Origin of the sequence: Cumulibacter manganitolerans, assembly GCF_009602465.1 — a bacterium.
Lineage (GTDB): Bacteria > Actinomycetota > Actinomycetes > Mycobacteriales > Antricoccaceae > Cumulibacter > Cumulibacter manganitolerans.
On sequence record NZ_WBKP01000048.1, the window covers coordinates 1 to 24,098 of the forward strand.

Consider the following 24,098-nt stretch of genomic DNA (forward strand, 5'->3'; position numbering starts at 1 on the left):
AGGCCGTCGCCGCGTTGCGCAGCGCCGCGCCGCGGGTCGCGGTCGCGTCCTACCTGATCGGCCGCGGGCACTTCCACGACCGGCTTCAGGACGCCGGGGCGGACCTCGTCACGGCGCCGCTCGGCTGCGACGACGCCGTCGCGGCGCTGGTGATCCGGCGCTACGACGCCGCCCGCTCGCGCACCGCGCCGCTCAGCAGACCGGCCGCCGCGACCGCCACCAGGACGATCAGCAGCGCCTGACGCAGGCTGCTGTGCTCGCCGATGAAGCCGATCACCGGCGGCGCGACCAGGAACGCCAGGTAGCCGATCGTGGAGACGACGCTGACCCGCGCGGCCGCGCGGCGCGGGTCCGCCGCCGCCGCGGACATGCCGATCGGGAAGCCCAGCGCGGCGCCGGCGCCCCAGACGCCGGCGCCGACGAAGGCGAGCGCGGGATCGTCGACGAAGATCATCAGCGACAGCCCGGCGAAGGCGAGCGCGGCGCACACCCGCAGCACCGGCGTCCGGCCGTAGCGGTCGATGAGCCGGACGCCCAGCAGCCGCACCAGCGTCATGGCGCCCAGGAACACGCCGAGGGCGGCCGCGCCGGCGGAGTTGTCGACGCCGTGCCCGTCCACCATCGTGAGCGCCAGCCAGTCGTTGGCGCTGCCCTCGGCCAGCGCCATGCCGAGCACGACCACGCCGATGAGCAACGTGGCGCGATCGGTCCAGGCGCTGAGCCGGGCGCGCACGCCCTGCGGCTCGTCCGCGTGCGGCGCCGGCCGCGGCACCCAGCGGTTGGTCAGGGTGACCGCGAGCAGGTCGAGCGCCACGATCCCGCCCAGGTGGGCGAGCATCGAGACGCCGTACCGCTCGGCCAGCGAGCCGATGCCGGCGCCGGCCAGGGTGCCGAGGCTGAACATCGCGTGGAAGACCGGCATGACGGTCCGTCCGCGCGCCTGCTCGGCGGCCGCGGCGCTCACGTTCATCACCACGTCGACGATGCCGGTGCCCAGCCCGAACGTCGCCAGCCCGGCCGCCACCGCGGCGTACGACCCGGCGTCGGTGCCGACCGCCGCGACCACGAGGCCGCCCTGCTGGACGACCGCGAACGCCAGCATCGAGCGTCGCGGGCCCAGCCACGCGTCGACGTGGCTGGCGGCCAGCATCCCGGTCATCGACCCCAGCGACAGCGCGAAGACCAGCAGGCTCAGCTGCCCGGTGCTCGCCGCCAGCACGTCCCGCACGTGCGGCATGCGCGAGAGGTACGACGCCATGCCCAGGCCGCCGGCGAAGAAGATGACCACGATGGCCGCGCACCAGCGGCGTACGTCGGGCGCGGACCGGCGTCCGGCAGCGGTAGGTAGCACGTCGTCCCACCCTACGGCCGCTCTGGCGGTGGCTTTCACCCCGCTGCGCGGCCGATACCGGGGTACTTCCCACCGCGAGAGGGCACAGCGGGGCAGAACCCACCGCATCCGGCGGCCCGGCGGCGAGCGCGCGGTCGGCCGCGTGCGCGAGCCGGTCCTGTGGACAACCCGGTCGGGGCCCGTGTCGTGCGTCAGTCTGGCGGCGTGAGATCAGATGCCTCCGACGTCCGCCTGCTGCTGGACCGGCTGCCCGCGCACGGCCTCGGGACGCGCCGGCAGTGGCTCGATGCCGGCGCCACCCACCGGATGTTCGAGGACGGCCGGCTGCTGCGCGTCGCCCGCGGGCTGTACGCCGCCGACGGCGTCGACGTCTCGGTCGAGCGGCTCGCCGCGCTGCTGCCCGAGGAGGCGGTGATCGGTGGCTGGGCGGCCGCCGTCGCGTTCGGCTTCCGCGACGCCGGACCCGCGATGCAGAGCCCGACGGCACAGCCGGTGCCGGCCTACCTCGCGCGTGCCGACCACCGCAGCCCGGCGGGGTTCGCGGTGCGCCGCAGCACCCTGCTGCCCGGCGAGCAGGTCGTCGTGGACGGCGTCCGGGTCACCAGCCCGGCGCGGACGGCGTACGACCTGGCGCGGTTCGCCACCGGCGTCCGCTCGGCGACGGGGTCCGTCGACGCGGCCCGGTGGCCCGGCGCGACGGACCCCGTGACGCCCGAGCAGCTCGCCGCGATGCTCGCGGCACACCCGAACGGCAAGGGCAACCCGCAGCTGCGCTCGGCCGTCGAGCTGTCGACCGGCCGCGCGCGCTCGTTCGCCGAGTCCGACCTGCGGGTGCGGTGGGTGCGGGACGCCGACGTACCGCCCGCCAGGCTGATGACGAACGCGACGCTGCACCTCGAGCGCGGCACGCTGGAGCTCGACCTCGTCGACCTGTCCGCGGGCTTGGTCGTGGAGTACGACGGCGAGCACCACGCCGCGAGCGCGCAGCGCAGCCGCGACGCGCACAAGGACGCCGTCCTCGACGACCTCGGGCTCGGGCACGTGCGGTGCAACGCGGCGGAGCTCGCCCTGGGCGCGGCGGCGTTCTCGGCCTGGGCGCGCGGTCGGCGCGCGGCAGCGATCGCCAAGGGCGCCCCCGAGCGGATCGCCCGCCTGGTGCGCTCGGCCCGGCTGCGCGAGGAGCCCCTGACGCTCTACTGACCGCCGCGCCCGGATCTCTCGTAACGGTGCCACCTCGCGACGGCGTGGCCTCGCGATGGCCTGGCCTCTCGCGGTGGGTTCTACCCCGCTCGGGCCGCGATAGCGGGGTAGAAGCCACCGCCAGCCGGGACAGCGGGGCGCGATCCACCGCGATAGGGGGCGAAGGCGCTGACAACGGGGCGGCGAAGGCGCTGACAACGAGTCGGGGAAGTTTCGGTAATGATTCGGCCACTGCCGGTGGCATCCCGCCGGCTCGGGTTCTCAATCGACGTAGACGCACTGCGGACCATGGGGGTGTGGGCGATGCGTAGAACTCTGACCTGGCTCATGGCGCTGATCACCGCTGTCGGGATCGGCCTGATCACGCCGGCGGTGGCCCAGGCCGCGCCGTACTGCGGGATCTACTGGGGATCGCTGCCGAAGGCCGGCGGCTCCCTGTCGAGCGCGCCGATCACGAACGTCCGGGCGGGCAGGCACACCTGCTACGACCGCGTGGTGGTCGACATCAGCGGCAGCGCCAACGGCTATCAGGCGCGGTACGTGCCCGTGGTGACCGCCGAAGGCAGCGGTGCGCCCATCCCGCTGAGGGGCGGCGCCTACATCCAGCTCGTGATCCTCGACCCGGCGTACAGCTCCAGCGGCGCCTCGACGTACCACCCGAGCGACCCGGCGAACCTCGTCAACGTCTCGGGCTGGCAGACCCTCCGGCAGATCGCCTGGGGCGGCAGCTACGAGGGCTACACGACGATCGCCATCGGCGTCCGCGCGCGACTGCCGTTCCGGGTCTTCGTGCTGACCGGCCCGACGCGCATCGTGCTGGACGTCGCGCACTACTGGTGACCGCCGTCCGGCACGGCGACCACCGCTGGCCGCCGTCCTCTCGCGGTGGGTTGTACCCCGCTAATCCCCCGATAGCGGGGCACAACCCACCGCCGGACGCAGGAGCGAGGCACAACCCACCGCACGCCGGTGGGTCCACCCGAAGCCGGTCACGAGCAGCCGCTGCTCGTGACCGGCTTCACCACATCCGGGGCGGCGCCCCGTTTGTGCTCCCACCCGGGCGTAGGGCATACTTGAACGGTTGCCTTTTGGGAGCGTGCGCATCGCTGCGCCGTCCCGCTCGGCAGCGTGATGTGTCAGCACGCAGCATCACCGCACGGCGCTCTACGCGAGCGCATCCGGACCGCATCCGGGGCGAAGCCTGCCCCGGACAGCACCGCGAACGGGCGACACGCCCGGCCGCGTGGACCGGAGGACCGAGACATGTTCACAGTGGCAGCGAGGATGCACGATCTCGCCTGCATGAGCGCCCACGGGCGCCGGCATGCGCCTCTGAATGGCTGATCTCGGTACCGGCGGTACTGCGACGTGGTGCCGGATCAGCCCCAGCAAGGACAACTTCAAGCACTAGCTCAATACCTCGGGACCCAACACCGGGGCAGATGAAAAGGACGGCAAGCGTGGCGGGACAGAAGATCCGCATCCGGCTCAAGGCCTACGACCACGAAGCGATCGACGCCTCTGCGCGCAAGATCGTCGAGACGGTGACTCGCACCGGCGCTCGCGTGGTCGGCCCGGTGCCGCTGCCCACTGAGAAGAACGTGTACTGCGTCATCCGCTCGCCCCACAAGTACAAGGACTCGCGCGAGCACTTCGAGATGCGCACGCACAAGCGGCTGATCGACATCCTCGACCCCACGCCGAAGACCGTCGACGCGCTGATGCGCATCGACCTGCCGGCCAGCGTCGACGTCAACATCCAGTAGCAGCCTTTCCGCCGGCGTCCGCCGGACGACCAGCAGGCACGAAGCAGTAGCAACCTGAAATCAGTAGGGACAGCAAGCAGATGACCAGCAAGAACAGCCGCAACGAGAGCGGCGTCCTTGGCACGAAGCTGGGGATGACCCAGGTCTTCGACGAGAACAACCGGATGATTCCGGTGACCGTCGTCAAGGCCGGCCCGTGCGTCGTGACCCAGGTGCGCAAGCCCGATGTCGACGGCTACTCGGCTATCCAGATCGGCTTCGGCGAGATCGACCCGCGCAAGGTCAACCAGCCCCAGAAGGGGCACTTCGCCAAGGCCGGTGTCAGCCCTCGTCGCCACATCACCGAGATCCGCACCGACGACGCCACGTCGTACGAGGTCGGCCAGGAGATCACCCTCGACATCTTCGAGGCCGGCGCCGAGGTCGACGTGACCGGCACCAGCAAGGGCAAGGGCTTCGCGGGCGTCATGAAGCGCCACGGCTTCGCCGGTGTGTCGGCGTCGCACGGTGCGCACCGCAACCACCGCAAGCCCGGCTCGATCGGCGGCTGCGCCACCCCGGGCCGCGTCTTCAAGGGCCTGCGCATGGCCGGCCGCATGGGCAACGAGCGCGTCACCACGCTCGGCCTGAAGGTCGTCCGGGTGGACGCCGACCGCGGCCTCCTGCTCATCAAGGGTGCGATCCCGGGCAACGCCAAGGGCGTCGTCTACGTGCGCAACTCCGTCAAGAACGCCGCGAAGGGCGGTGCCAACTAATGACCAACCTGACCGTTGACGTCCTCGGAGCCGAGGGCAACAAGACCGGCTCGATCGAGCTCCCCGCGGAGATCTTCGACGCGCAGGCCAACATCTCGCTGATGCACCAGGTCGTCGTCGCGCAGCTGGCGGCCAAGCGCCAGGGCACGCACAAGGCCAAGGGCCGCGGCGAGGTCTCCGGCGGCGGCGCGAAGCCGTACCGCCAGAAGGGCACCGGCCGCGCCCGCCAGGGCTCGACCCGCGCGCCGCACTTCGCCGGCGGTGGCGTCGTGCACGGCCCGACGCCGCGCGACTACTCGCAGAAGACTCCCAAGAAGATGAAGGCCGCCGCCCTGCGCGGCGCGCTGTCGGACCGGGCCCGCGCCGGCCTGGTCACGGTGGTCTCGCAGTTCTCCGACGGGGAGAACGTCAAGACCAAGGACGCCCTGGCGATCCTGACCCGCGCGACCGAGATCGCGACCAACCTGCGCAAGCGCGTCCTGGTCGTCCTCGACCGCGACGACCTCGCCGGCTGGGTCGCGCTGCGCAACGTGCCGAACGTGCACCTGCTCGTCGCCGACCAGCTCAACACCTATGACGTGCTCGTCGCGGACGCGGTGGTCTTCACCGAGACCGGCCTGAACGAGTTCCTGTCCGGCGGTCGTCGGGCCGGCGAGGTCGAGGTCGTCGTCGACGACGCGGCGCTCGCCGAGGGCGCCCAGGCCGAGGCCGACGCGCAGACCGAAGAGGAGAAGTAAGGCATGGCTGCCGACCCACGTGACGTAGTGCTCGCTCCGGTCATCTCGGAGAAGAGCTACGGGCTGATCGAGGAGAACAAGTACACGTTCCTCATCCACCCGGACGCGAACAAGACCCAGATCAAGATCGCCGTGGAGCAGATCTTCGGCGTCAAGGTCCTGTCGGTGAACACCATCAACCGCCAGGGCAAGCGCAAGCGCACCCGCTACGGAATCGGCAAGCGCAAGGACACCAAGCGCGCGATCGTGACCGTCGCCGAGGGCGACCGCATCGAGATCTTCGGTGGCGCGGTCAGCTAGCTGATCGCCAACTAACGAACAAAGAAGCGAGATAGGTAAACCACAATGGGCATCCGCAAGTACAAGCCGACGACTCCGGGTCGTCGCGGGTCGAGCGTCTCTGACTTTGCAGAGATCACCCGCAGCACCCCGGAGAAGTCGCTCGTGCGTCCGCTGACCAACAAGGGCGGCCGCAACGCTCATGGAAAGGTCACCACCCGTCACCAGGGTGGTGGGCACAAGCGTGCATACCGACTGATCGACTTCCGCCGCGCGGACAAAGACGGCGTTCCTGCCAAGGTCGCACACATTGAGTACGACCCCAACCGCACCGCTCGCATCGCGCTGCTGCACTACGCAGACGGCGAGAAGCGCTACATCCTGGCGCCGGTGCGCCTCGCGCAGGGCGCGACCGTCGAGTCCGGCGTCGGAGCCGACATCAAGCCGGGTAACAACCTTCCCCTGCGCAACATCCCGACCGGTACCGTCGTGCACGCGATCGAGCTGCGCCCCGGCGGCGGCGCGAAGATCGCCCGCTCGGCCGGCGCCTCCGTGCAGCTCGTCGCCAAGGACGGCCCGTACGCGCAGCTGCGGATGCCCTCGGGCGAGATCCGCAACGTCGACGTGCGCTGCCGCGCGACGGTCGGCGAGGTCGGCAACTCCGAGCACTCGAACATCAACTGGGGCAAGGCCGGCCGCATGCGCTGGAAGGGCAAGCGCCCGACCGTCCGCGGTGTCGCCATGAACCCGGTCGACCACCCGCACGGCGGTGGCGAGGGCAAGACCTCCGGTGGCCGTCACCCGGTCAACCCGGCGGGCAAGCCCGAGGGCCGCACCCGCCGCCGCAAGCCAAGCGATCAGCTGATCGTCCGTCGTCGCCGTACCGGCAAGAAGCGTTAAGGAATAAGAGATGCCACGTTCGGTCAAGAAGGGCTACTTCGTCGACGACCATCTGCTGAAGAAGGTCGACGCCCAGAACGAGAAGAACACGAAGAACGTGATCAAGACCTGGTCGCGTCGCTCCACGATCATCCCCGACATGCTCGGCCACACCTTCGCCGTCCACGACGGTCGCAAGCACGTGCCGGTCTTCGTTTCGGAGTCCATGGTCGGCCACAAGCTCGGCGAGTTCGCCCCGACGCGCACCTTCAAGGGGCACGTCAAGGACGACCGCAAGTCGCGCCGCGGCTAGAGCCACTGTCATCAAGCATTCAGTAGAGAAATCAGCAAGGGGATAAGCGAATGACTGCCACCGCAGGCGACGACCTCCAGGTCGTCCGCGCGCGTGCCAAGCATGTGCGCGTCACGCCGATGAAGGCGCGTCGTGTCATCGACCTCATCCGGGATCTGCCGACGGCCGAGGCGCTCACGCTGCTTCAGTTCGCTCCTCAGTCGGCCAGTGAGCCGGTGTACAAGGTGCTGGCCAGCGCAGTAGCCAACGCCGAGGAGAACCACAGCCTCGACGCCGACTCGCTCGTCGTGCACCGCGCGTACGTCGACGAGGGCCCGACGATGAAGCGGTTCCGCCCGCGCGCCCAGGGCCGCGCGTTCCGGATCCGCAAGCGCACCAGTCACATCACGATCGAGGTCGCACCGGTTGCCTCGAAGCCTTCCAAGAAGGGGAGTGCCCGCTAGTGGGACAGAAGGTCAACCCCCACGGCTTCCGCCTCGGTATCACCACCGAGTGGAAGAGCCGTTGGTTCGCCGACAAGCAGTACGCCGACTACGTCAAGGAAGACGTCGCGATCCGCAAGCTCATGACCACGGGCATGGAGCGCGCCGGGATCTCGCGGGTGGACATCGAGCGCACGCGTGACCGGGTGCGCGTCGACATCCACACCGCACGTCCGGGCATCGTCATCGGACGCCGCGGCGCCGAGGCCGAGCGGCTGCGCGGCGAGCTCGAGAAGCTCACCGCCAAGCAGGTCCAGCTGAACATCCTCGAGGTCAAGAACCCCGAGGCGGACGCTCAGCTGGTCGCCCAGGGCGTCGCCGAGCAGCTCTCCAGCCGCGTGGCGTTCCGCCGCGCGATGCGCAAGTCGATGCAGTCGGCGATGAAGGCGCAGGGCGTCAAGGGCATCCGGATCCAGTGCTCGGGCCGCCTCGGTGGCGCCGAGATGTCGCGCTCGGAGTTCTACCGCGAGGGTCGCGTCCCGCTGCACACGCTGCGCGCGAACATCGACTTCGGCATGTACGAGGCGCGCACCACCTTCGGCCGCATCGGCGTGAAGGTGTGGATCTACAAGGGCGACGTGACGCAGAGCAAGGCCGAGCGCGACGCCGCCGAGGCTGCCCTCCGCGAGCACCGCCGCAGCCGTCCGGAGCGCCGTCCGCGCCGCTCGGGCTCGTCGGGCACCACCGGTGTCTCGACCGAGGCCGGTCGCGCCGCGGCTCAGGCTGCTACCGAGCCGGTGGCCGTCCCCGAGACCGACCAGCCCGCGGGCGAGGCCGTCGTCGACCAGGCGGTCGCCGACGCCACCGCCCCGCAGCCCGAGGTGGCTGCCGAGGCACAGACTGAGAAGGACGCGTAAGACATGCTTATCCCACGCAGGGTCAAGCACCGCAAGCAGCACCACCCGTCGCGTACGGGCGCCGCTTCGGGTGGCACCCGGGTCACGTTCGGTGACTACGGCATCCAGGCTCTCGAGCCGGCCTACGTCACCAACCGTCAGATCGAGTCGGCGCGTATCGCGATCAACCGGCACATCCGTCGTGGCGGCAAGGTCTGGATCAACATCTTCCCGGACCGCCCGCTGACGAAGAAGCCGGCCGAGACCCGCATGGGCTCCGGCAAGGGCTCGCCCGAGTGGTGGGTGGCCAACATCAAACCGGGCCGCGTGCTGTTCGAGATGACCTACCCCAATGAGCAGATCGCCCGCGAGGCACTTCGTCGCGCGATCCACAAGCTCCCGATGAAGTGCCGAATCGTGAAGCGGGATAGTGAGTTCTAATGGCAGTCGGAACTACGCCGTCGGACCTGCGCGAGCTCGAGGATGACGAGCTCGAGACTCGCCTGCGCGAGTCGAAGGAAGAGCTGTTCAACCTGCGCTTCCAGGTCGCGACCGGCCAACTTGACAACCACAAGCGCCTGAAGGCCGTCCGCAGCGACATCGCCCGGATCTACACGATCCTGCGTGAGCGCGAGCTCGGTCTCGCGGCGGCCCCGAGCGAGAGCAGCGAGAAGTAAGCAATGGCTGAACCTGTTATTGAGACGCCCGACGAGGCGACCGACAAGACCGTCGGCCACGGCGGCGACCGCAACTACCGCAAGGTGCGCAGCGGGCTCGTCGTGAGCGACAAGATGGACAAGACCATCGTCGTGCAGGTCGAGGACCGCGTGAAGCACGCGCTCTACGGCAAGGTCATGCGCCGCAGCTCGCGCCTGAAGGTGCACGACGAGAACAACGAGGCCGGCATCGGCGATCGCGTTCGCGTGATGGAGACCCGCCCGCTCAGCGCCACCAAGCGCTGGCGTCTGGTCCAGATCATCGAGAAGGCCCGCTAAGCGCCACCTCGCGGCCGCCTCGGCGGCCGACCAATCCAATCCGTTCGGCCAGGCTCGCCCCCGGCGAGAACCAGCAGACAACTGGGAGTAGAAGTGATTCAGCAGGAGTCGCGACTTCGCGTCGCCGACAACACCGGAGCCAAGGAGATCCTGTGCATCAGGGTCCTCGGCGGCTCCGGTCGTCGCTACGCCGGCATCGGTGACGTCATCGTCGCCACCGTCAAGGACGCCATCCCCGGCGCCGGCGTCAAGAAGGGCGATGTCGTCAAGTGCGTCATCGTCCGCACCGTCAAGGAGAAGCGTCGTCCCGACGGCTCCTACATCAAGTTCGACGAGAACGCCGCCGTGCTGATCAAGCCGGACGGCGAGCCTCGCGGCACGCGCATCTTCGGCCCGGTCGGGCGCGAGCTGCGCGACAAGAAGTACATGAAGATCATCTCGCTCGCCCCGGAGGTGCTGTAACCGTGAAGGTCAAGAAGGGCGACACCGTTCTGGTCATCTCCGGCAAGGACAAGGGCGCCAAGGGCAAGGTCATCGCGGCCTTCCCCGAGCGTGAGCGCGTCATCGTCGAGGGTGTCGGCCGCGTCAAGCGGCACACCAAGATGCAGGCCAGCCAGCGCGGCTCGCAGGAGGGCGGCATCGTCACCCAGGAGGCGGCGATCCACGTCAGCAACGTCATGGTCGTCGACAAGGACGGCAAGGCCACCCGCGTCGGCTACCGCAAGGACGAGGACGGCCGCAACGTGCGCGTCTCCAAGCGCGCCACCGGCAAGGACAAGGACCTCTAAGCCATGACTACTGAGACCCCCGAGCGCATCACCCCGCGCCTGAAGACTCGCTACAACGACGAGATCGCGCCGGCGCTGAACGAGCAGTTCAGCTACGGCAACGCGATGCAGATCCCGCGCGTCGTCAAGGTCGTCGTCAACATGGGTGTCGGCGACGCCGCCAAGGACGCCAAGCTCATCGACGGCGCGCTGCGCGACCTGACGGCCATCACCGGCCAGAAGCCGCAGCTGCGTCGCGCGACGAAGTCGATCGCGCAGTTCAAGCTGCGCGAGGGACAGCCCATCGGCGCCAAGGTGACGCTGCGCGGCACCCGCATGTGGGAGTTCCTGGACCGCACCCTGAGCCTCGCGCTGCCGCGCATCCGCGACTTCCGCGGGCTGTCGGGCAAGCAGTTCGACGGGAACGGCAACTACACCTTCGGTCTCAACGAGCAGTCGATGTTCCACGAGATCGACATCGACAAGATCGACCGCGTCCGCGGCATGGACATCACGGTCGTCACCACCGCCAAGACCGACGAAGAGGGACGGGCCCTGCTCAAGGCACTCGGCTTCCCGTTCAAGGAGGACTAAGCCATGGCTAAGAAGGCCCTGATCAACAAGGCGAACCGCAAGCCCAAGTTCGCGGTCCGCGCCTACACCCGGTGCAACAAGTGCGGACGTCCGCACTCGGTGTACCGCAAGTTCGGCCTGTGCCGCATCTGCCTTCGGGAGATGGCGCACGCGGGCGAGCTTCCCGGTATCACCAAGTCCAGCTGGTAACACTTCACCGCAATCTTCGCCGAAGGCCCGACCCGGAACCGCGGCGAGAAGGGTAAACACACTGATGCAGAACACGAAGGGACGGGATCTGTAATGACGATGACGGATCCCATCGCGGACATGCTCACCCGCGTGCGCAACGCCAACTCGGCGTTCCACGACGAGGTCGTCATGCCGCACAGCAAGCTCAAGACCCACATCGCCGAGATCCTCAAGCAGGAGGGCTACATCGCCTCCTTCGAGGTGACCGACGGCGAAAAGGGCAAGGTGCTGAAGATCGAGCTCAAGTACGGCCCCAACCGTGAGCGCTCGATCGCCGGCGTCCGGCGCATCTCGAAGCCCGGTCTGCGCGTGTACGCACGCTCGACCGAGCTCCCGAAGGTGCTCGGCGGCCTCGGCATCGCCATCATCTCGACGTCGTCCGGCCTGCTGACCGACAAGCAGGCGACCCGTCAGCGCGTGGGCGGCGAAGTCCTCGCGTACGTCTGGTAGGGGAGCGTAACCATGTCACGTATTGGTCGTCTTCCGGTCGTCGTCCCCAGCGGCGTCGACATCTCCATCGCGGGCCAGGACATCACAGTCAAGGGCCCCAAGGGCGAGCTGAAGCACACCGTCGTCTCGCCGATCAAGGTCGCGAAGAACGACGAGGGCCAGGTCGTCGTGAGCCGTCCCGATGACGAGCGCGAGTCCCGCGCCCGCCACGGCCTGTCGCGCTCGCTGATCAGCAACATGGTCATCGGCGTCACCGACGGCTACGAGAAGAAGCTCGAGATCGTCGGCGTCGGCTACCGCGTCACCGCCAAGGGCAGCGCGCTCGACTTCTCGCTCGGCTTCTCGCACCCCGTCGTCATCGAGCCGCCGGAGGGCATCACCTTCACGGTGGAGACCCCGACGCGGTTCTCGGTCAGCGGCATCGACAAGCAGAAGGTCGGCGAGGTCGCCGCGAACATCCGCAAGCTGCGCAAGCCGGAGCCGTACAAGGGCAAGGGCATTCGTTACGCGGGCGAGCAGGTTCGCCGCAAGGTCGGAAAGCAGGGTAAGTAATGGCATCGTCCGCTATCGCACGTACCGGCGGTCGTGGTGTGGCGCAGCAGCGCCGCAACTCCAAGGCTCGCCGCCACTTCCGGCTGCGCAAGAAGGTCGCCGGCACCACCGAGCGCCCCCGTCTGGTCGTCACCCGGTCCTCGCGGCACATCGTCGCGCAGATCGTCGACGACACCGTGGGCAAGACCCTCGTGTCGGCGTCGTCCCTCGAGGCCGACGTCCGCTCCTCGGACGGCGACAAGAGCGCGATCTCCAAGAAGGTCGGCGAGCTGGTCGCCCAGCGCGCCAAGGACGCCGGCATCTCCGCCGTCGTCTTCGACCGTGCGGGCAACAAGTACCACGGTCGGATCGCTGCGCTCGCCGACGCGGCGCGCGAAGGGGGCCTCGACTTCTAATGCAGAACTCCACTCTTTGCCTCAAGGAGAGCATCTAATGCCAGGACAGCAGCGTCGCGGCGGCGGCACCGGCGATCGCCGGGACCGTCGCGAGGGCGGCCGCAACAACCAGGCTCAGGCGGAGAAGTCCAACCACCTCGAGCGCGTCATCAAGGTCAACCGCGTAGCGAAGGTCGTCAAGGGCGGCCGCCGCTTCAGCTTCACCGCGCTCGTCGTCGTCGGTGACGGCGACGGCACCGTCGGTGTCGGCTACGGCAAGGCCAAGGAAGTCCCGGCCGCGATCGCCAAGGGCGTCGAGGAGGCCAAGAAGAACTTCTTCAAGGTTCCGCGGATCGCCTCGACCATCCCGCACCAGATCCAGGGTGAGGCCGCCGCGGGCGTCGTCATGCTCAAGCCGGCCAGCCCCGGTACCGGTGTCATCGCCGGTGGCCCGGTCCGCGCCGTCCTCGAGTGCGCCGGCATCGGCGACATCCTGAGCAAGAGCCTCGGCTCGGACAACCCGATCAACATCGTGCACGCCACCGTGGCCGCTCTCAAGGGCCTCGTGCGTCCCGAGGAGGTGGCCGCTCGCCGCGGCCTGCCGATCGAGGACGTCGCCCCTGCGGGCATGCTGCGGGCGCGCGCCGGTCAGGGAGCGTAACCCACATGGCACAGATCAAGGTCACCCAGCTTCGCTCGTCGATCGGCGTGAAGCCCAACCAGCGCGCCACGCTGCGCGCCCTGGGCCTGAAGCGGATCAACGACACCGTCGTCCAGGAGGACCGCCCGGAGATCCGCGGCATGGTCCAGACGGTCACGCACCTCGTGGCCGTTGAGGAAGTGAAGTAGTCATGGCAGAGCAGAACCAGACCCAGGACGTCGCGCCGATCAAGGTGCACCACCTCCGTCCGGCCCCCGGCGCCCACAAGGCCAAGACCCGCGTGGGTCGCGGCGAGGGCTCCAAGGGCAAGACGGCCGGTCGCGGCACCAAGGGCCAGCACGCCCGCAACACGGTGCGGCAGGGCTTCGAGGGCGGCCAGACGCCGCTGCAGATGCGGCTGCCGAAGCTGAAGGGCTTCAAGAACCGGTTCGCCACGTCGTACCAGGTCATCAACCTCGACCGGCTCGCCACCCTGTTCCCGCAGGGCGGCCAGGTGGGCGTCGACGACATGGTCGCCGCGGGCGGCGTCCGCAAGGGCCAGCTCGTCAAGGTGCTCGGCACCGGCGACCTCGGCGGCGTCAAGCTCGACGTCACCGCGCACGCCTTCTCGGGCTCGGCGAAGGACAAGATCACGGCAGCGGGCGGCTCGGTCACCGAGCTGTGACGCACCGCTAGCGCGTAGGCCCGCTCGTGCCCCACCGGGGCGCGGGCGGGTTCTGCGTATCGGGGGCCGGGGCGTGCGATAAAGTCGAGTGCTGGCTCGCTCGATGCGCGGCCTGGTCCGGCGTACGGTCGCGGCCGTAGCTGAAATTCCAAGCAGTACTTTTGATGAAGGCCCGGCGTGCACCTCGCGCCGCGGCCCCAGCGCAGGAGGATGCGTGCTCAAGGCGTTCGGGTCGGCGATGAAGACGCCTGACCTCCGCAAGAAGATTCTGTTCACGCTGGCGATCGTGGCGCTCTACCGCGTCGGCGCCCAGGTGCCGTCGCCCGGTGTGCTGCTCGGCAACATCAAGCAGTGCGTGAAGCAGGCGACCGCAGGCGGCCAGGGCGACATCTACTCGCTGGTCAACCTGTTCTCCGGAGGCGCGCTGCTGCAGCTGTCGATCTTCGCGCTCGGCATCATGCCGTACATCACCGCGAGCATCATCATCCAGCTGCTCACCGTCGTGATCCCGCGGTTCGAGCTGCTGAAGAAGGAAGGCCAGTCCGGCCAGAACAAGCTCACGCAATACACCCGCTACCTCACCATCGCGCTCGGCGTCCTGCAGGCCACCGGCATCATCGCGCTCGCCCGCTCCGGACAGCTGTTCCAGTGCGACCGCGACATCCTGGCGAACAAGGACTCGATCTTCCAGTACTCGCTGCTGGTGCTCACGATGACCGCCGGTACGGCGCTGATCATGTGGTTCGGCGAGCTGATCACCGAGAAGGGCATCGGCAACGGCATGTCGCTGCTGATGGCCACCTCCATCGCCGCGCGCATCCCCGCCGAGGGCACCTCCATCGCCAGCCGCGGCCAGATCGTGCTGTGGGCGATGATCGCGCTGTCGCTGGTCGTGATCGTGACGGTGGTGTTCGTCGAGCAGGCGCAGCGGCGCATCCCCGTGCAGTACGCCAAGAAGATGATCGGGCGCAAGATGTACGGCGGCACGTCGACGTACCTGCCGCTGAAGGTCAACCAGGCCGGCGTCATCCCGGTCATCTTCGCCTCGTCGCTGCTGTACATCCCGCAGCTGATCACCCAACTCCAGGGCAACTCGAAGGCCGGCCCGATCCGGCGGTTCTTCGAGGACTACGTCATCAACATGTCCAGCTGGGTGCACATCGTGCTGTACCTCGCGCTGATCATCTTCTTCGCCTACTTCTACGTGGCCATCACGTTCAACCCCGAGGAGCGGGCCGACGAGATGAAGCGCTACGGCGGGTTCATCCCCGGCATCCGTCCGGGCCGGCCCACCGCGGAGTACCTGCAGTACGTACTCTCTCGCATCACGCTCCCGGGCGCGTTGTACCTTGGTGTCGTCGCGATTCTGCCGAACCTGCTGATGAGCCTCACCGGCCCGGCTAACGGTCAGAACTTCCCGTTCGGCGGCACGGCGGTCCTGATCCTGGTCGGCGTGGCGCTGGAGACCGTAAAGCAGATCGAGAGCCAGCTGCAGCAACGTAACTACGAAGGGTTCCTCCGCTGATGCGCATCGTTCTCCTCGGCCCTCCCGGCGCGGGCAAAGGCACCCAGGCTCAGCTGCTGACCGGGCGTCTCGGCATCCCGCAGATCTCCACCGGTGACATCTTCCGCGCCAACGTGGGGCAGGGGACCGAGCTGGGCAAGCTCGCCAAGACCTACATGGACGCCGGCGACCTGGTGCCCGACGAGGTCACGGTCGCCATGGTCGAGGACCGGCTGGCCCAGCCGGACGCCGCGGGCGGCTACCTGCTCGACGGCTTCCCGCGCACGGTCGCGCAGGCCGAGGCGCTCGACGCGCTGCTGGCGAAGGCCGGCAGTCCACTGGACGCGGTGCTGGAGATCCAGGTCCCCGACGCGCACATCATCGAGCGGCTGTCGTCCCGGGTGACGATGATCGACGGCGAGGCGGTGCAGCGCGACGACGACCGCCCCGAGACCGTCCGCCACCGGCTGCAGGTGTACGCCGAGCAGACCGCGCCGCTGGTCGACTTCTATCGCGCCACCGGCGCGCTGCGCAGCATCGACGGGGTGGGCGAGGTCGACGAGATCACCCACCGCGCGCTCGAGGCGCTCGGCGTCGCGTAGCGGCGATGACGTTCCTGCGCGGGCTCGCGGCTCGCGCCCGCGGCCGCGCCATCGAGGTCAAGTCCGACGACGAGCTGGCGGCCATGCGCGTGGCCGGGCTGCTGGTCGCTGACGCGCTCGACGCCGTGCGGGACGCCGTGCGGCCCGGCATCAGCACCGCCGAGCTCGATCGCGTCGCCGAGACCGTCATCCGCGACGGCGGCGGCACCCCGTCCTTCCTCGGCTACCAGGGGTTCACCGGGTCGATCTGCGCGTCGGTCAACGACGAGGTGGTGCACGGCATCCCGCGACCGGACAAGAAGCTCGCTGCCGGGGACCTGCTGTCCATCGACTGCGGCGCCGTCGTCGACGGCTGGCACGGCGACTCCGCCGTCACGGTCGGCGTGGGCGACATCGCAGCCGAGCACGCCGCGCTGCTGGCCGTCACCGAGGACGCCATGTGGGCCGGCATCGCCGCAGGCGTGGCCGGGGCGCGGCTCAGCGACATCTCGCACGCCATCGAGGCCTGCGTCGAGCAGTGGGACGCCGCGCACGGCCGCGAGTACGGCATCGTGGAGCAGTACGGCGGGCACGGCATCGGCACCGCGATGCACCAGGATCCCCACATCCTCAACTACGGCAGGCCCGGCAAGGGCCCGCGGCTGCGGCCCGGGATGGCGCTGGCCATCGAGCCGATGCTCACCCTCGGCAACCCCGACACCCGGGAGCTCGCCGACGGCTGGACGGTGATCACCCGGGACGGGTCGGCCGCCGCGCACTTCGAGCACTCCTACGCCGTCACCGGGTCCGGGCCGTGGGTGCTGACCGCCCGGGACGGCGGCCGCGTGGCGCTGGGCGCGCGCGGCGTCGCCGTCAGCGCGCTCGCCGGCTGAGCGCAGCGACGAGGCGCCCGGCCCCCACCTGGGCTTATCCGGTATTCGGGACGCCGTTCCTTGACGTGGGATTCTATAGGATAAAGTGACAGCCGAATCAACTTTGACGCACCGTCACTTCACGAAGGGCAACCATGTCTGCATCACGTCGCATCACCACCACCGTCGGAGTCGGCGTCGCGCTCGCGCTGGCCGTCTCCGGCTGCTCGACCAAGGCCGGCGGCAGCACCGGCGGGGCGGGCAAGGACGGTCTGAAGACCGACTTCGGGGTGACCGACAGCGAGATCACGCTGGGCGCGCTCACCGACGCGTCGGGCCCGTTCAAGGTCGGCGGGGTGCTGGTCACGCACGGCAACGAGCTGTGGGCGAAGCAGGTCAACCAGGCCGGCGGCATCTGCGGGCGCCAGATCAAGCTCGACATCCGCGACACCAGCTACAAGGCGGACACGGCGATCCCGGCGTACGACGACCTGCAGACCAAGAGCGCCGGTCTCATCCAGATCATCGGCTCGGCGGTGTTCGCCGCGCTGAAGCAGAAGATGATCGCCAACCAGATGATGGGCTCGTCGCCGACCATCGCCTCGGAGAACCTCGACAGCGACGTCATGGTCGGCGTCACCACGACGTTCGACGTGGAGGCGATCAACGGGCTGGCCTTCCTGCAGCAGCAGGGCAAGCTCGCCGACGGTGCCAAGATCGGCGCGATCTACCTGCAGAACGAGGCCGGCCAGAACGCCTTCGCCGGCGTCCAGGCGTACGCCAAGAAGCACAACATCGAGGTCGTCGGCGCGCCGGCCTCACCGACCGACACCGACATGACCGCCACGGTCACCAAGTTCAAGTCCCAGGGCGTGAACCTGGTCTACATCGCGATGCCGCCGGCCGCGACCGCCTCCACGGCCGTCCAGATGAAGGGTCAGGGGCTCGCGGTGCCGCTGGTCGGCTTCAACTCCGCGTTCCAGCCCTCGATGCTCAGCGACCAGCAGGTCATCGACGCGCTGCAGAGCAACTTCTACTTCATCCCCGCCGCCCACGTCTGGAACTCCGACGTCGAGGCCGTCGCCAAGCTGCGTGAGCAGTGGGCGGCCGCCGGCATCCAGGACGCCCCCGCCCAGTCGGTCATCACCGGCTACCTGTCCGGGCTCGCCTGGGGCGCGATCCTCAAGCAGGCCTGCGACGACGGCGACATGACCCGCAAGGGCCTCGTCGAGGCGCGCAAGAAGGTCACCTCGCTGGAGACCGGCCTGAGCGGCGTGCTGGACTTCTCGGATCCGGGCGCCCCGCCGACCCGCGAGACGCTCGTCGCGCAGGTCGACGCGCAGGCGCCGGGTGGCCTGAAGGAGATCTCCAAGCTGACGGTCTCCAAGGAGGCCAAGGAGTACAAGACGCCGTACCAGAAGTAGCGACGGCGCACCGATCGACCGCAGGGCGGGGCTTCGAGGAATCGAGGCCCCGCCCTCGTATTGTCAGGGGGTGCTCGACGACAACACCCAAGCGATCATTGCCATGGCCTGGGCCCGCACCTGCGGGCTGGCGGACGACGCGTTCGCCGTCGGCAGCGGTCGCATCGCGGCCGCCGACGACGCGGCCCAGGCGGTGACCGTCGTCGCGCTGCTCGGCCGCACCCTCCTGCACGGCCCGCGATGGGCGGTCGAGGGCGCCGAGGACTACGCCGACGAGGCGCTGCTGGAGGTGCACGCCCTGCTCGCGCTGGCCAAGGACCACGCGCCGCGCGGCACCCGCGTCAGCGCGCTGCTGTACGCCGACGAGTACGTCGCCGACGAGTCGCTCGAGCAGGCGCGGGTCACCGACGACCCGGAGGCGGTGCGCGACCTGCTCGCCCGGTGTGCGCCGGACGACGTGGACCCCGACGACCTGGCGACCCGCGAGCGGGTCTTCGTGCTGCTCGGCGAGGACGACCGCCCGGGCGCGGTGGCGGCCTACTCCGCCCAGCAGGGCATCATCGCCGATCTCGTGCTCGCCCAGGCGATCGACGCCCGGGGCAGCGGCGCCATCGAGGTGGCCGCCGCGGTGGCGATGCACGACGCGCTGGACGACGGCCTGATCCCTCAGCTGCGGATCGGCTCCAACGAGGGCGCCGACCTCGCCCACTCGCTCGGCTTCGAGCAGCTCGGCGCGCTGGCGACGGTCGCGCTCGGCGACTGACCGGGCGCTGTGCGGGGTCTCACGCGGGCCCCGGGACGATGGTCCCTAGTGTGAGGATTCGGTGAGGGAAACCATGATGACGCACCTCTAGCGTCGTTTCCAGATACGGAGTCCCTCGGTGAGCGCAGAGCTAATCGACCGGTGGCAGTTCGGCATCATCACCGTCTACCACTTCCTGTTCGTGCCGTTGACGATCGGGCTCGCACCGCTCATCGCCGGGCTGCAGACCGCCTACAACCGCACCGGCAAGCTGCAGTACCTGCGCGGCGCGAAGTTCTTCGGAAAGCTGTTCCTGATCAACTTCGCGATCGGCGTCGTGACCGGCATCGTCCAGGAGTTCCAGTTCGGCATGAACTGGTCGGAGTACTCCCGGTTCGTCGGTGACATCTTCGGTGCGCCGCTGGCCATGGAGGCGCTGCTGGCGTTCTTCCTCGAGTCGACGTTCCTCGGCCTGTGGATCTTCGGCTGGGGGCGGCTGTCGCCGCGGCTGCACAACGCGGCGATCTGGCTGGTCTCGATCGGCACCATGCTGTCGGCGTACTTCATTCTCGCCGCCAACTCGTGGATGCAGAACCCGGTGGGCCTGCGCATCGACGAGAACGGCACGCCGCGGCTCACCTCCATCGCCAAGGTGCTGACCAACCCGGTCCAGCTGGTCACCTTCCCGCACGTGATCACGGCCGCGCTGATGACCGGCGGCACCGTGATGGCCGGCGTGAGCGCCTGGTACCTCGCGCGCGGGCGCTTCGTCGACGTCTTCCGACCCACGCTGAAGCTCGGTGCCTGGGCGGTGCTCGTCGGCGGCCTCGGCACCGCGATCTCCGGGGACCTGCAGGCCCGCGTGATGACGGCGACCCAGCCGATGAAGATGGCCGCCGCGGAGGCGCTGTACAACACGAGGTCCGGGGCTGGCTTCTCGGTGTTCACCATCGGCAGCCTGGACGGCTCCAAGGAGCTCTTCTCCATCCGGGTCCCCAACCTGCTGTCGTTCATGGCGACCGGCTCGTTCAACGGCGAGGTCGAGGGCATCAACGACCTGCAGCGCGACTACCTCGCGAAGTGGGGCGCCGGCGACTACTCGCCCAACATTCCGGTGACCTACTGGTCGTTCCGCCTGATGATCGGCTTCGGTGTGCTGGCCGCGCTGTGGGCCGCGTGGGCGCTGTGGTCGACGCGCCGCGGCGCGGTGCCGACCGGCAGGTGGCTGGTGCGCGGAGCCGTCCTCGCGATCGCCTGCCCGTTCCTGGCCAACTCCTTCGGCTGGATCTTCACCGAGATGGGCCGCCAGCCGTGGGCGGTGTTCGGCCTGCTGAAGGTGCAGGACTCGATCTCCACCTCGGTCTCCGCCGGCGAGGCGCTCACCGGGCTGATCACCCTCACGCTGCTGTACGGCGCGCTGGCCGTGGTCGACGTCAAGCTGATGGTGAAGTACGCCCGCATCGGCCCGCCGTCACCGGAGGAGACGCTGGCCGCGCTCGAGCCGAAGCCGTTGCTGCCCGGCATGGACGACGAGGACGACGACTTCGACGACGACGACGAGGACGCGAACCGTCCGATGTCGTTCGCGTACTAGAGACAAGAGGACTCATCACCATGACACTCGTCGACTTCTGGTTCTACCTGATCGCGGTCCTGTGGATCGGCTACTTCTTCCTCGAGGGCTTCGACTTCGGCGTCGGGATGCTGCTGCCCATCCTGAGCCGGGACGAGCGTGACCGCCGGGTCATGATCAACACGATCGGGCCGGTCTGGGACGGCAACGAGGTGTGGCTGCTGACCGCCGGCGGGGCGACGTTCGCCGCCTTCCCGCTCTGGTACGCGACGCTGTTCTCCGGCTTCTTCCTGCCGCTGCTGATCATCCTCGTCGCGCTGATCCTGCGCGGCGTCGCCTTCGAGTACCGCGGGAAGGGCGAGCACGGCAACGACGCCCGGTGGAAGCGCGGCTGGGACCTGTGCAGCGGCGTCGGGTCGTGGGTGCCGGCGATCCTGTGGGGCGTGGCGTTCGCGAACATCCTGCGCGGCGTGCCGCTCGGGCTGAACGCCAACGACCACATCGACTACACAGGCGGGTTCTTCAACCTGCTCAACCCGTACGCGCTGCTCGGCGGCCTGGTCACCCTGACGGTGTTCCTCCTGCACGGGGCTGTCTTCCTCGCGCTGAAGACGACCGGCGACATGAAGCAGCGCGCGGAGGCGTTCGCCAAGCGGCTCGGGATCGTCGCCCTGCTGCTGGCCGCCGCGTTCATCGTGTGGACGGCGGCCGAGCACGGCACCGTCGCGTCGGTCGTCCTGCTCGCGATCGCCGCCGTCGCGATGATCGCGGCGCTGGCGATGATCCACCGTGGCCGCGAGGGGTGGGCGTTCACCCTGCTCGGCGTCACCATCGCCGCGCTCGTGCTCGGCCTGTTCGTGAGCCTCTACCCGAACGTGCTGCCCGACATCGACGGCGCGCACGACCTCACCGCCCAGGCCGCGGCGTCCTCGCCGTACACCCTCAAGGTGATGACGATCGTCGCCGGCATCATGACGCCGGTCGTGCTGGCCTACCAGGCGTGGACGTACTGGGTGTTCCGCAAGCGGATCAGCCGTCGCAGCATCCCGGCCGATCGGCCCCGGGAGGACGTGGCGGCGGACGCCGGGCTCGTGCCCGACCGCGGCTGATGAAACCGCTCGACCCGCGGCTGCTGCGGCACGCCGCCGCTACCCGGGCGCTCCTCGGCGGAGCGGTCGTGGTCGGGGTCGGCACGGCGGTCGCCACCATCGGCTACTCGGCCACCCTCGCGCACCTCATCGCCGCCGCGATCCGGCACGGCACCCCCGTGGCGCAGCTGACCGGCGCCACGGCCCTCCTCGGGCTCTGGGTCGCCGCGCGGGTGCTGTTCGCCTGGGCGGGGGAGCTCTTTCCCCGCCGGCTCGCGGTGGCGCTCACCGGGCAGCTGCGCCGGGCGCTGCTCGACCGCGTCGTGACCGAGGACCGCGGCGTCGCCGTACGCCGCAGCCCCTCGAGCCTGATCACGCTGGCCACCACCGGCGTCGCCGGGCTGGAGAGCTACGCGGCCCGGTACCTGCCGCAGCTGGTCATCGCCGCCGTCGTTCCCGCCGGCGTCGTCGCCTATGTCGGCTGGATCGACCTCCCGTCGGCGATCGTCGCCATCGTGACGCTGCCGCTGATCCCGCTGTTCATGGCGCTGATCGGGCTGTACACCCAGCAGCGCACCCGCCGCCAGCTGCGGCGGCTCGAGGTGCTCGCGCACCGGTTCGTCGACGTCGTCACCGGCCTGGCCACCCTGAAGGCCTACGGACGCGGCCGCGCCCAGGGCGAGCTGATCGCGCAGGCCGACCGGCGGCACAAGCAGGCGACCATGCAGACGCTGCGCATCGCGTTCCTGTCCTCGTTCGCCCTCGAGCTGCTGGCCACGCTGTCGGTCGCGCTGGTCGCCGTGACGATCGGGCTGCGGCTGGCCGCGGGCACCGTCGAGCTCGAGCCGGCGCTGACCGTGCTGCTGGTGATCCCGGAGGCCTACCTCGCGCTACGGGCCGTCGGCACGCACTTCCACTCCAGCGTCGACGGGCTCACCGCTGCGGAACGGATCTTCGCGATCCTGGACGAGCCGGTGCCCGCGCGCGGCGACCGCCCGCTGCCGCGCCGCGCCCCCGAGCTGACGCTGCGCGGCGTGCGGGTGGGCTTCGGCGCCGACCGGGACGACGTGGCGCTGCCGGACCTCACCGCGCCCGCGGCCGAGGTGACGCTGCTGCGCGGCCCGTCCGGCGCCGGGAAGACCACCGCGCTGAACGTCCTCGCCGGGCTGCTCGCGCCGTCCGCTGGGGACGTGCGCATCGACGGCGTGGCGCTCTCGGCCGTCGCCGAGGACGAGCTCGCGCGCTCCGTCGCGTACGTCGGCCAGGCACCCCACCTGCTCGCGGGGTCGATCGCCGACAACGTGCGCGCGCTGGCGCCGGGCGCCAGCGACGGGGAGGTCGACCGCGCGCTGTACGCCGCCTGCCTGGACCAGGTGGTCGACGCGCTTCCGGCCGGCGCCGCGACCGTGCTCGGCGACGGTGCGGCGGACTGGTCGCAGGGCCAGCGGCAGCGGTTGGCGATCGCGCGGGCGATCGCCGCCGACGCCCCGGTGCTGCTGCTCGACGAGCCCACGTCCGCCCTCGACGAGGCGACCGAGCGCGAGCTGCTGCATCGAGTCTCCTCGATGCTCGACGGCCGCACGGTCGTCATCGCCAGCCACCGTGAGCAGGTCGCGGCCTACGCCGACCACATCGTCGAGGTGGGCACCGTCGATGCCTAGCCCGGAGGTCCGGCTGCTGCGGATGTCCCGCCCGTCGGGTGCCCGCCTCGCCGCGGTCGTCCTGCTCGCCGCCTGCGCCAGCGGCGCGAGCGTCGCGCTGCTCGGCGTATCCGCCTGGCTGATCGTGCGCGCGTCGTTCCACCCGCCGGTGCTGTGGCTGATGGTGGCCGTGGTCGGCGTCCGGTTCTTCGGCATCAGCCGCGGCGCCTTCCGGTACGCCGAACGGCTGCTGTCGCACGACGTCGCCTTCGACGCGCTCCGCTCGCTGCGGCTCGGCGTGTACCGCCGGCTCGAACGGATCGCCCCCATCGGGCCCGTCTGGCGACGCGGCGACCTGCTGGACCGGCTGATCGCGGACGTTGACGCGCTCGCCGACCTGATCACCCGCGTCGTCCTGCCGCTCGCCTCGATCGCGCTGGTGACCGGCGGCGCGGTGCTGACCGCGTTCCTGATCCTGCCCGCGGCGGGCGCGCTGCTGCTCGCTGCGGCGCTGCTGGCCATGGTCGTCGGGCCGGCGCTCGTCTGGCGCGGCGAGGTCCGGGACGCGTCCGCCGTGCGGGAGGTCCGCGCCCGCCGTTCGGCGCTCGTCGCGGAGTCGGTGCTCGCGGCCAGCGATCCCGGGCTGCGGGCGCTGCGCGGCTCGTGGGTCGCCCGCCTCGCGGAGCTGGACGACCGGGAGCAGCGGCTGGCCTCGCGCGGCAGCTCGCGCCGCTGCGGATGTCCATCGGCGCCGTAGGCGAGAAGGCCATGAGCACGGCGATGGGTCT

General features: G+C 69.8%; 33 protein-coding genes and 1 pseudogene. 33 read left to right on the forward strand and 1 reads right to left on the reverse strand.

Translation table 11 applies throughout. The features are described from left to right. Positions 1-242, forward strand: a pseudogene (locus F8A92_RS18655) (hypothetical protein); the annotation flags it as partial. Here F8A92_RS18655 and F8A92_RS14720 read toward each other — a convergent pair. Next, positions 161-1,351 carry an MFS transporter gene (locus tag F8A92_RS14720; protein WP_194291514.1) on the reverse strand — a complete coding sequence of 397 codons (1,191 nt, stop codon included), beginning with the start codon at positions 1,349-1,351 and terminating at the stop codon, positions 161-163. The pseudogene F8A92_RS18655 and the gene F8A92_RS14720 overlap by 82 nt on opposite strands. Positions 1,352-1,555: 204 nt before the next feature. Between F8A92_RS14720 and F8A92_RS14725 the strand changes: the two genes are divergently transcribed. From F8A92_RS14725 to F8A92_RS14880, 32 genes are all read left to right on the forward strand, one after another. Continuing rightward, positions 1,556-2,551 carry a DUF2726 domain-containing protein gene (locus F8A92_RS14725; protein WP_153505930.1) on the forward strand — a complete coding sequence of 332 codons (996 nt, stop codon included), beginning with the start codon at positions 1,556-1,558 and terminating at the stop codon, positions 2,549-2,551. 303 nt (positions 2,552-2,854) lie between these two features. Beyond that, positions 2,855-3,391: an AMIN-like domain-containing (lipo)protein gene (locus tag F8A92_RS14730; protein ID WP_194291515.1), complete on the forward strand. Its 537-nt coding sequence runs from the start codon at positions 2,855-2,857 to the stop codon at positions 3,389-3,391. A 620-nt stretch (positions 3,392-4,011) separates the two neighbouring features. Further along, positions 4,012-4,317 carry a 30S ribosomal protein S10 gene (gene rpsJ / locus F8A92_RS14735; RefSeq protein WP_003938093.1) on the forward strand — a complete coding sequence of 102 codons (306 nt, stop codon included), beginning with the start codon at positions 4,012-4,014 and terminating at the stop codon, positions 4,315-4,317. A gap of 80 nt (positions 4,318-4,397) precedes the next feature. Beyond that, positions 4,398-5,072: a 50S ribosomal protein L3 gene (gene rplC / locus F8A92_RS14740; RefSeq protein WP_153505931.1), complete on the forward strand. Its 675-nt coding sequence runs from the start codon at positions 4,398-4,400 to the stop codon at positions 5,070-5,072. Continuing rightward, positions 5,072-5,809: a 50S ribosomal protein L4 gene (gene rplD, locus F8A92_RS14745; RefSeq protein ID WP_153505932.1), complete on the forward strand. Its 738-nt coding sequence runs from the start codon at positions 5,072-5,074 to the stop codon at positions 5,807-5,809. Before rplC ends, rplD begins: the two co-directional genes overlap by 1 nt. Before the next feature lie 3 nt (positions 5,810-5,812). Continuing rightward, positions 5,813-6,109: a 50S ribosomal protein L23 gene (gene rplW / locus F8A92_RS14750; protein ID WP_153505933.1), complete on the forward strand. Its 297-nt coding sequence runs from the start codon at positions 5,813-5,815 to the stop codon at positions 6,107-6,109. Positions 6,110-6,154: 45 nt separating this feature from the next. Continuing rightward, positions 6,155-6,988 carry a 50S ribosomal protein L2 gene (gene rplB / locus F8A92_RS14755; protein ID WP_153505934.1) on the forward strand — a complete coding sequence of 278 codons (834 nt, stop codon included), beginning with the start codon at positions 6,155-6,157 and terminating at the stop codon, positions 6,986-6,988. Between the two features lie 10 nt (positions 6,989-6,998). Continuing rightward, on the forward strand, positions 6,999-7,280 hold the full coding sequence (gene rpsS, locus F8A92_RS14760) for a 30S ribosomal protein S19 (protein WP_153505935.1): 282 nt from the start codon (positions 6,999-7,001) through the stop codon (positions 7,278-7,280). Positions 7,281-7,330: 50 nt separating this feature from the next. Next, positions 7,331-7,723: a 50S ribosomal protein L22 gene (rplV, locus tag F8A92_RS14765; protein ID WP_153505936.1), complete on the forward strand. Its 393-nt coding sequence runs from the start codon at positions 7,331-7,333 to the stop codon at positions 7,721-7,723. Next, entirely contained in the window at positions 7,723-8,619 is an 897-nt protein-coding gene (gene rpsC, locus F8A92_RS14770; RefSeq protein WP_153505937.1) for a 30S ribosomal protein S3, read from the forward strand. The genes rplV and rpsC overlap by 1 nt, the downstream gene beginning before the upstream one ends. A gap of 3 nt (positions 8,620-8,622) precedes the next feature. Continuing rightward, a complete protein-coding gene (gene rplP / locus F8A92_RS14775; protein ID WP_153505938.1) occupies positions 8,623-9,039 on the forward strand; it encodes a 50S ribosomal protein L16 in 417 nt (138 codons plus the stop codon). Then, on the forward strand, positions 9,039-9,275 hold the full coding sequence (rpmC, locus tag F8A92_RS14780) for a 50S ribosomal protein L29 (protein WP_153505939.1): 237 nt from the start codon (positions 9,039-9,041) through the stop codon (positions 9,273-9,275). Before rplP ends, rpmC begins: the two co-directional genes overlap by 1 nt. A gap of 3 nt (positions 9,276-9,278) precedes the next feature. Further along, a complete protein-coding gene (gene rpsQ / locus F8A92_RS14785) occupies positions 9,279-9,593 on the forward strand; it encodes a 30S ribosomal protein S17 (RefSeq protein WP_153505940.1) in 315 nt (104 codons plus the stop codon). Positions 9,594-9,686: 93 nt separating this feature from the next. After that, positions 9,687-10,055, forward strand: a complete 369-nt coding sequence (gene rplN / locus F8A92_RS14790) for a 50S ribosomal protein L14 (RefSeq protein WP_153505941.1) — start codon at positions 9,687-9,689, stop codon at positions 10,053-10,055. Positions 10,056-10,057: 2 nt separating this feature from the next. Further along, the gene (rplX, locus tag F8A92_RS14795; protein WP_153505942.1) at positions 10,058-10,381 is read left to right on the forward strand and encodes a 50S ribosomal protein L24; all 324 of its coding nucleotides are present in this window, start codon (positions 10,058-10,060) and stop codon (positions 10,379-10,381) included. 3 nt (positions 10,382-10,384) lie between these two features. Further along, complete coding sequence (gene rplE, locus F8A92_RS14800; protein ID WP_153505943.1) at positions 10,385-10,954, forward strand: 50S ribosomal protein L5; 570 nt, start codon at positions 10,385-10,387, stop codon at positions 10,952-10,954. Positions 10,955-10,957: 3 nt separating this feature from the next. Then, positions 10,958-11,143, forward strand: a complete 186-nt coding sequence (locus F8A92_RS14805) for a type Z 30S ribosomal protein S14 (RefSeq protein WP_106849737.1) — start codon at positions 10,958-10,960, stop codon at positions 11,141-11,143. A gap of 93 nt (positions 11,144-11,236) precedes the next feature. Then, entirely contained in the window at positions 11,237-11,635 is a 399-nt protein-coding gene (gene rpsH / locus F8A92_RS14810) for a 30S ribosomal protein S8 (protein ID WP_153505944.1), read from the forward strand. 12 nt (positions 11,636-11,647) lie between these two features. Then, a complete protein-coding gene (gene rplF, locus F8A92_RS14815) occupies positions 11,648-12,187 on the forward strand; it encodes a 50S ribosomal protein L6 (RefSeq protein WP_153505945.1) in 540 nt (179 codons plus the stop codon). After that, on the forward strand, positions 12,187-12,582 hold the full coding sequence (rplR, locus tag F8A92_RS14820) for a 50S ribosomal protein L18 (protein ID WP_153505946.1): 396 nt from the start codon (positions 12,187-12,189) through the stop codon (positions 12,580-12,582). The genes rplF and rplR overlap by 1 nt, the downstream gene beginning before the upstream one ends. Before the next feature lie 37 nt (positions 12,583-12,619). Then, positions 12,620-13,222 carry a 30S ribosomal protein S5 gene (gene rpsE / locus F8A92_RS14825; protein ID WP_153505947.1) on the forward strand — a complete coding sequence of 201 codons (603 nt, stop codon included), beginning with the start codon at positions 12,620-12,622 and terminating at the stop codon, positions 13,220-13,222. A 5-nt stretch (positions 13,223-13,227) separates the two neighbouring features. Beyond that, positions 13,228-13,410: a 50S ribosomal protein L30 gene (rpmD, locus tag F8A92_RS14830; protein ID WP_153505948.1), complete on the forward strand. Its 183-nt coding sequence runs from the start codon at positions 13,228-13,230 to the stop codon at positions 13,408-13,410. 2 nt (positions 13,411-13,412) lie between these two features. Beyond that, positions 13,413-13,886 carry a 50S ribosomal protein L15 gene (gene rplO / locus F8A92_RS14835; RefSeq protein WP_153505949.1) on the forward strand — a complete coding sequence of 158 codons (474 nt, stop codon included), beginning with the start codon at positions 13,413-13,415 and terminating at the stop codon, positions 13,884-13,886. A gap of 214 nt (positions 13,887-14,100) precedes the next feature. Next, positions 14,101-15,411 carry a preprotein translocase subunit SecY gene (gene secY, locus F8A92_RS14840; RefSeq protein ID WP_153505950.1) on the forward strand — a complete coding sequence of 437 codons (1,311 nt, stop codon included), beginning with the start codon at positions 14,101-14,103 and terminating at the stop codon, positions 15,409-15,411. Next, a complete protein-coding gene (locus F8A92_RS14845) occupies positions 15,411-15,992 on the forward strand; it encodes an adenylate kinase (protein ID WP_153505951.1) in 582 nt (193 codons plus the stop codon). Before secY ends, F8A92_RS14845 begins: the two co-directional genes overlap by 1 nt. Positions 15,993-15,997: 5 nt before the next feature. Continuing rightward, positions 15,998-16,864, forward strand: a complete 867-nt coding sequence (map, locus tag F8A92_RS14850) for a type I methionyl aminopeptidase (protein ID WP_153505952.1) — start codon at positions 15,998-16,000, stop codon at positions 16,862-16,864. A 134-nt stretch (positions 16,865-16,998) separates the two neighbouring features. Beyond that, the gene (locus tag F8A92_RS14855) at positions 16,999-18,267 is read left to right on the forward strand and encodes an ABC transporter substrate-binding protein (protein WP_153505953.1); all 1,269 of its coding nucleotides are present in this window, start codon (positions 16,999-17,001) and stop codon (positions 18,265-18,267) included. A 70-nt stretch (positions 18,268-18,337) separates the two neighbouring features. Then, positions 18,338-19,030 (forward strand): hypothetical protein, encoded by a 693-nt coding sequence (locus tag F8A92_RS14860; RefSeq protein ID WP_153505954.1) that lies wholly within the window; start codon positions 18,338-18,340, stop codon positions 19,028-19,030. Positions 19,031-19,148: 118 nt separating this feature from the next. Beyond that, positions 19,149-20,603, forward strand: a complete 1,455-nt coding sequence (locus tag F8A92_RS14865) for a cytochrome ubiquinol oxidase subunit I (RefSeq protein ID WP_153505955.1) — start codon at positions 19,149-19,151, stop codon at positions 20,601-20,603. Between the two features lie 20 nt (positions 20,604-20,623). After that, entirely contained in the window at positions 20,624-21,691 is a 1,068-nt protein-coding gene (cydB, locus tag F8A92_RS14870; RefSeq protein ID WP_153505956.1) for a cytochrome d ubiquinol oxidase subunit II, read from the forward strand. Beyond that, the gene (gene cydD / locus F8A92_RS14875) at positions 21,691-23,331 is read left to right on the forward strand and encodes a thiol reductant ABC exporter subunit CydD (RefSeq protein WP_153505957.1); all 1,641 of its coding nucleotides are present in this window, start codon (positions 21,691-21,693) and stop codon (positions 23,329-23,331) included. Before cydB ends, cydD begins: the two co-directional genes overlap by 1 nt. Further along, entirely contained in the window at positions 23,324-24,067 is a 744-nt protein-coding gene (locus F8A92_RS14880; protein ID WP_153505958.1) for an ABC transporter domain-containing protein, read from the forward strand. Before cydD ends, F8A92_RS14880 begins: the two co-directional genes overlap by 8 nt. Positions 24,068-24,098 lie beyond the last annotated feature (31 nt).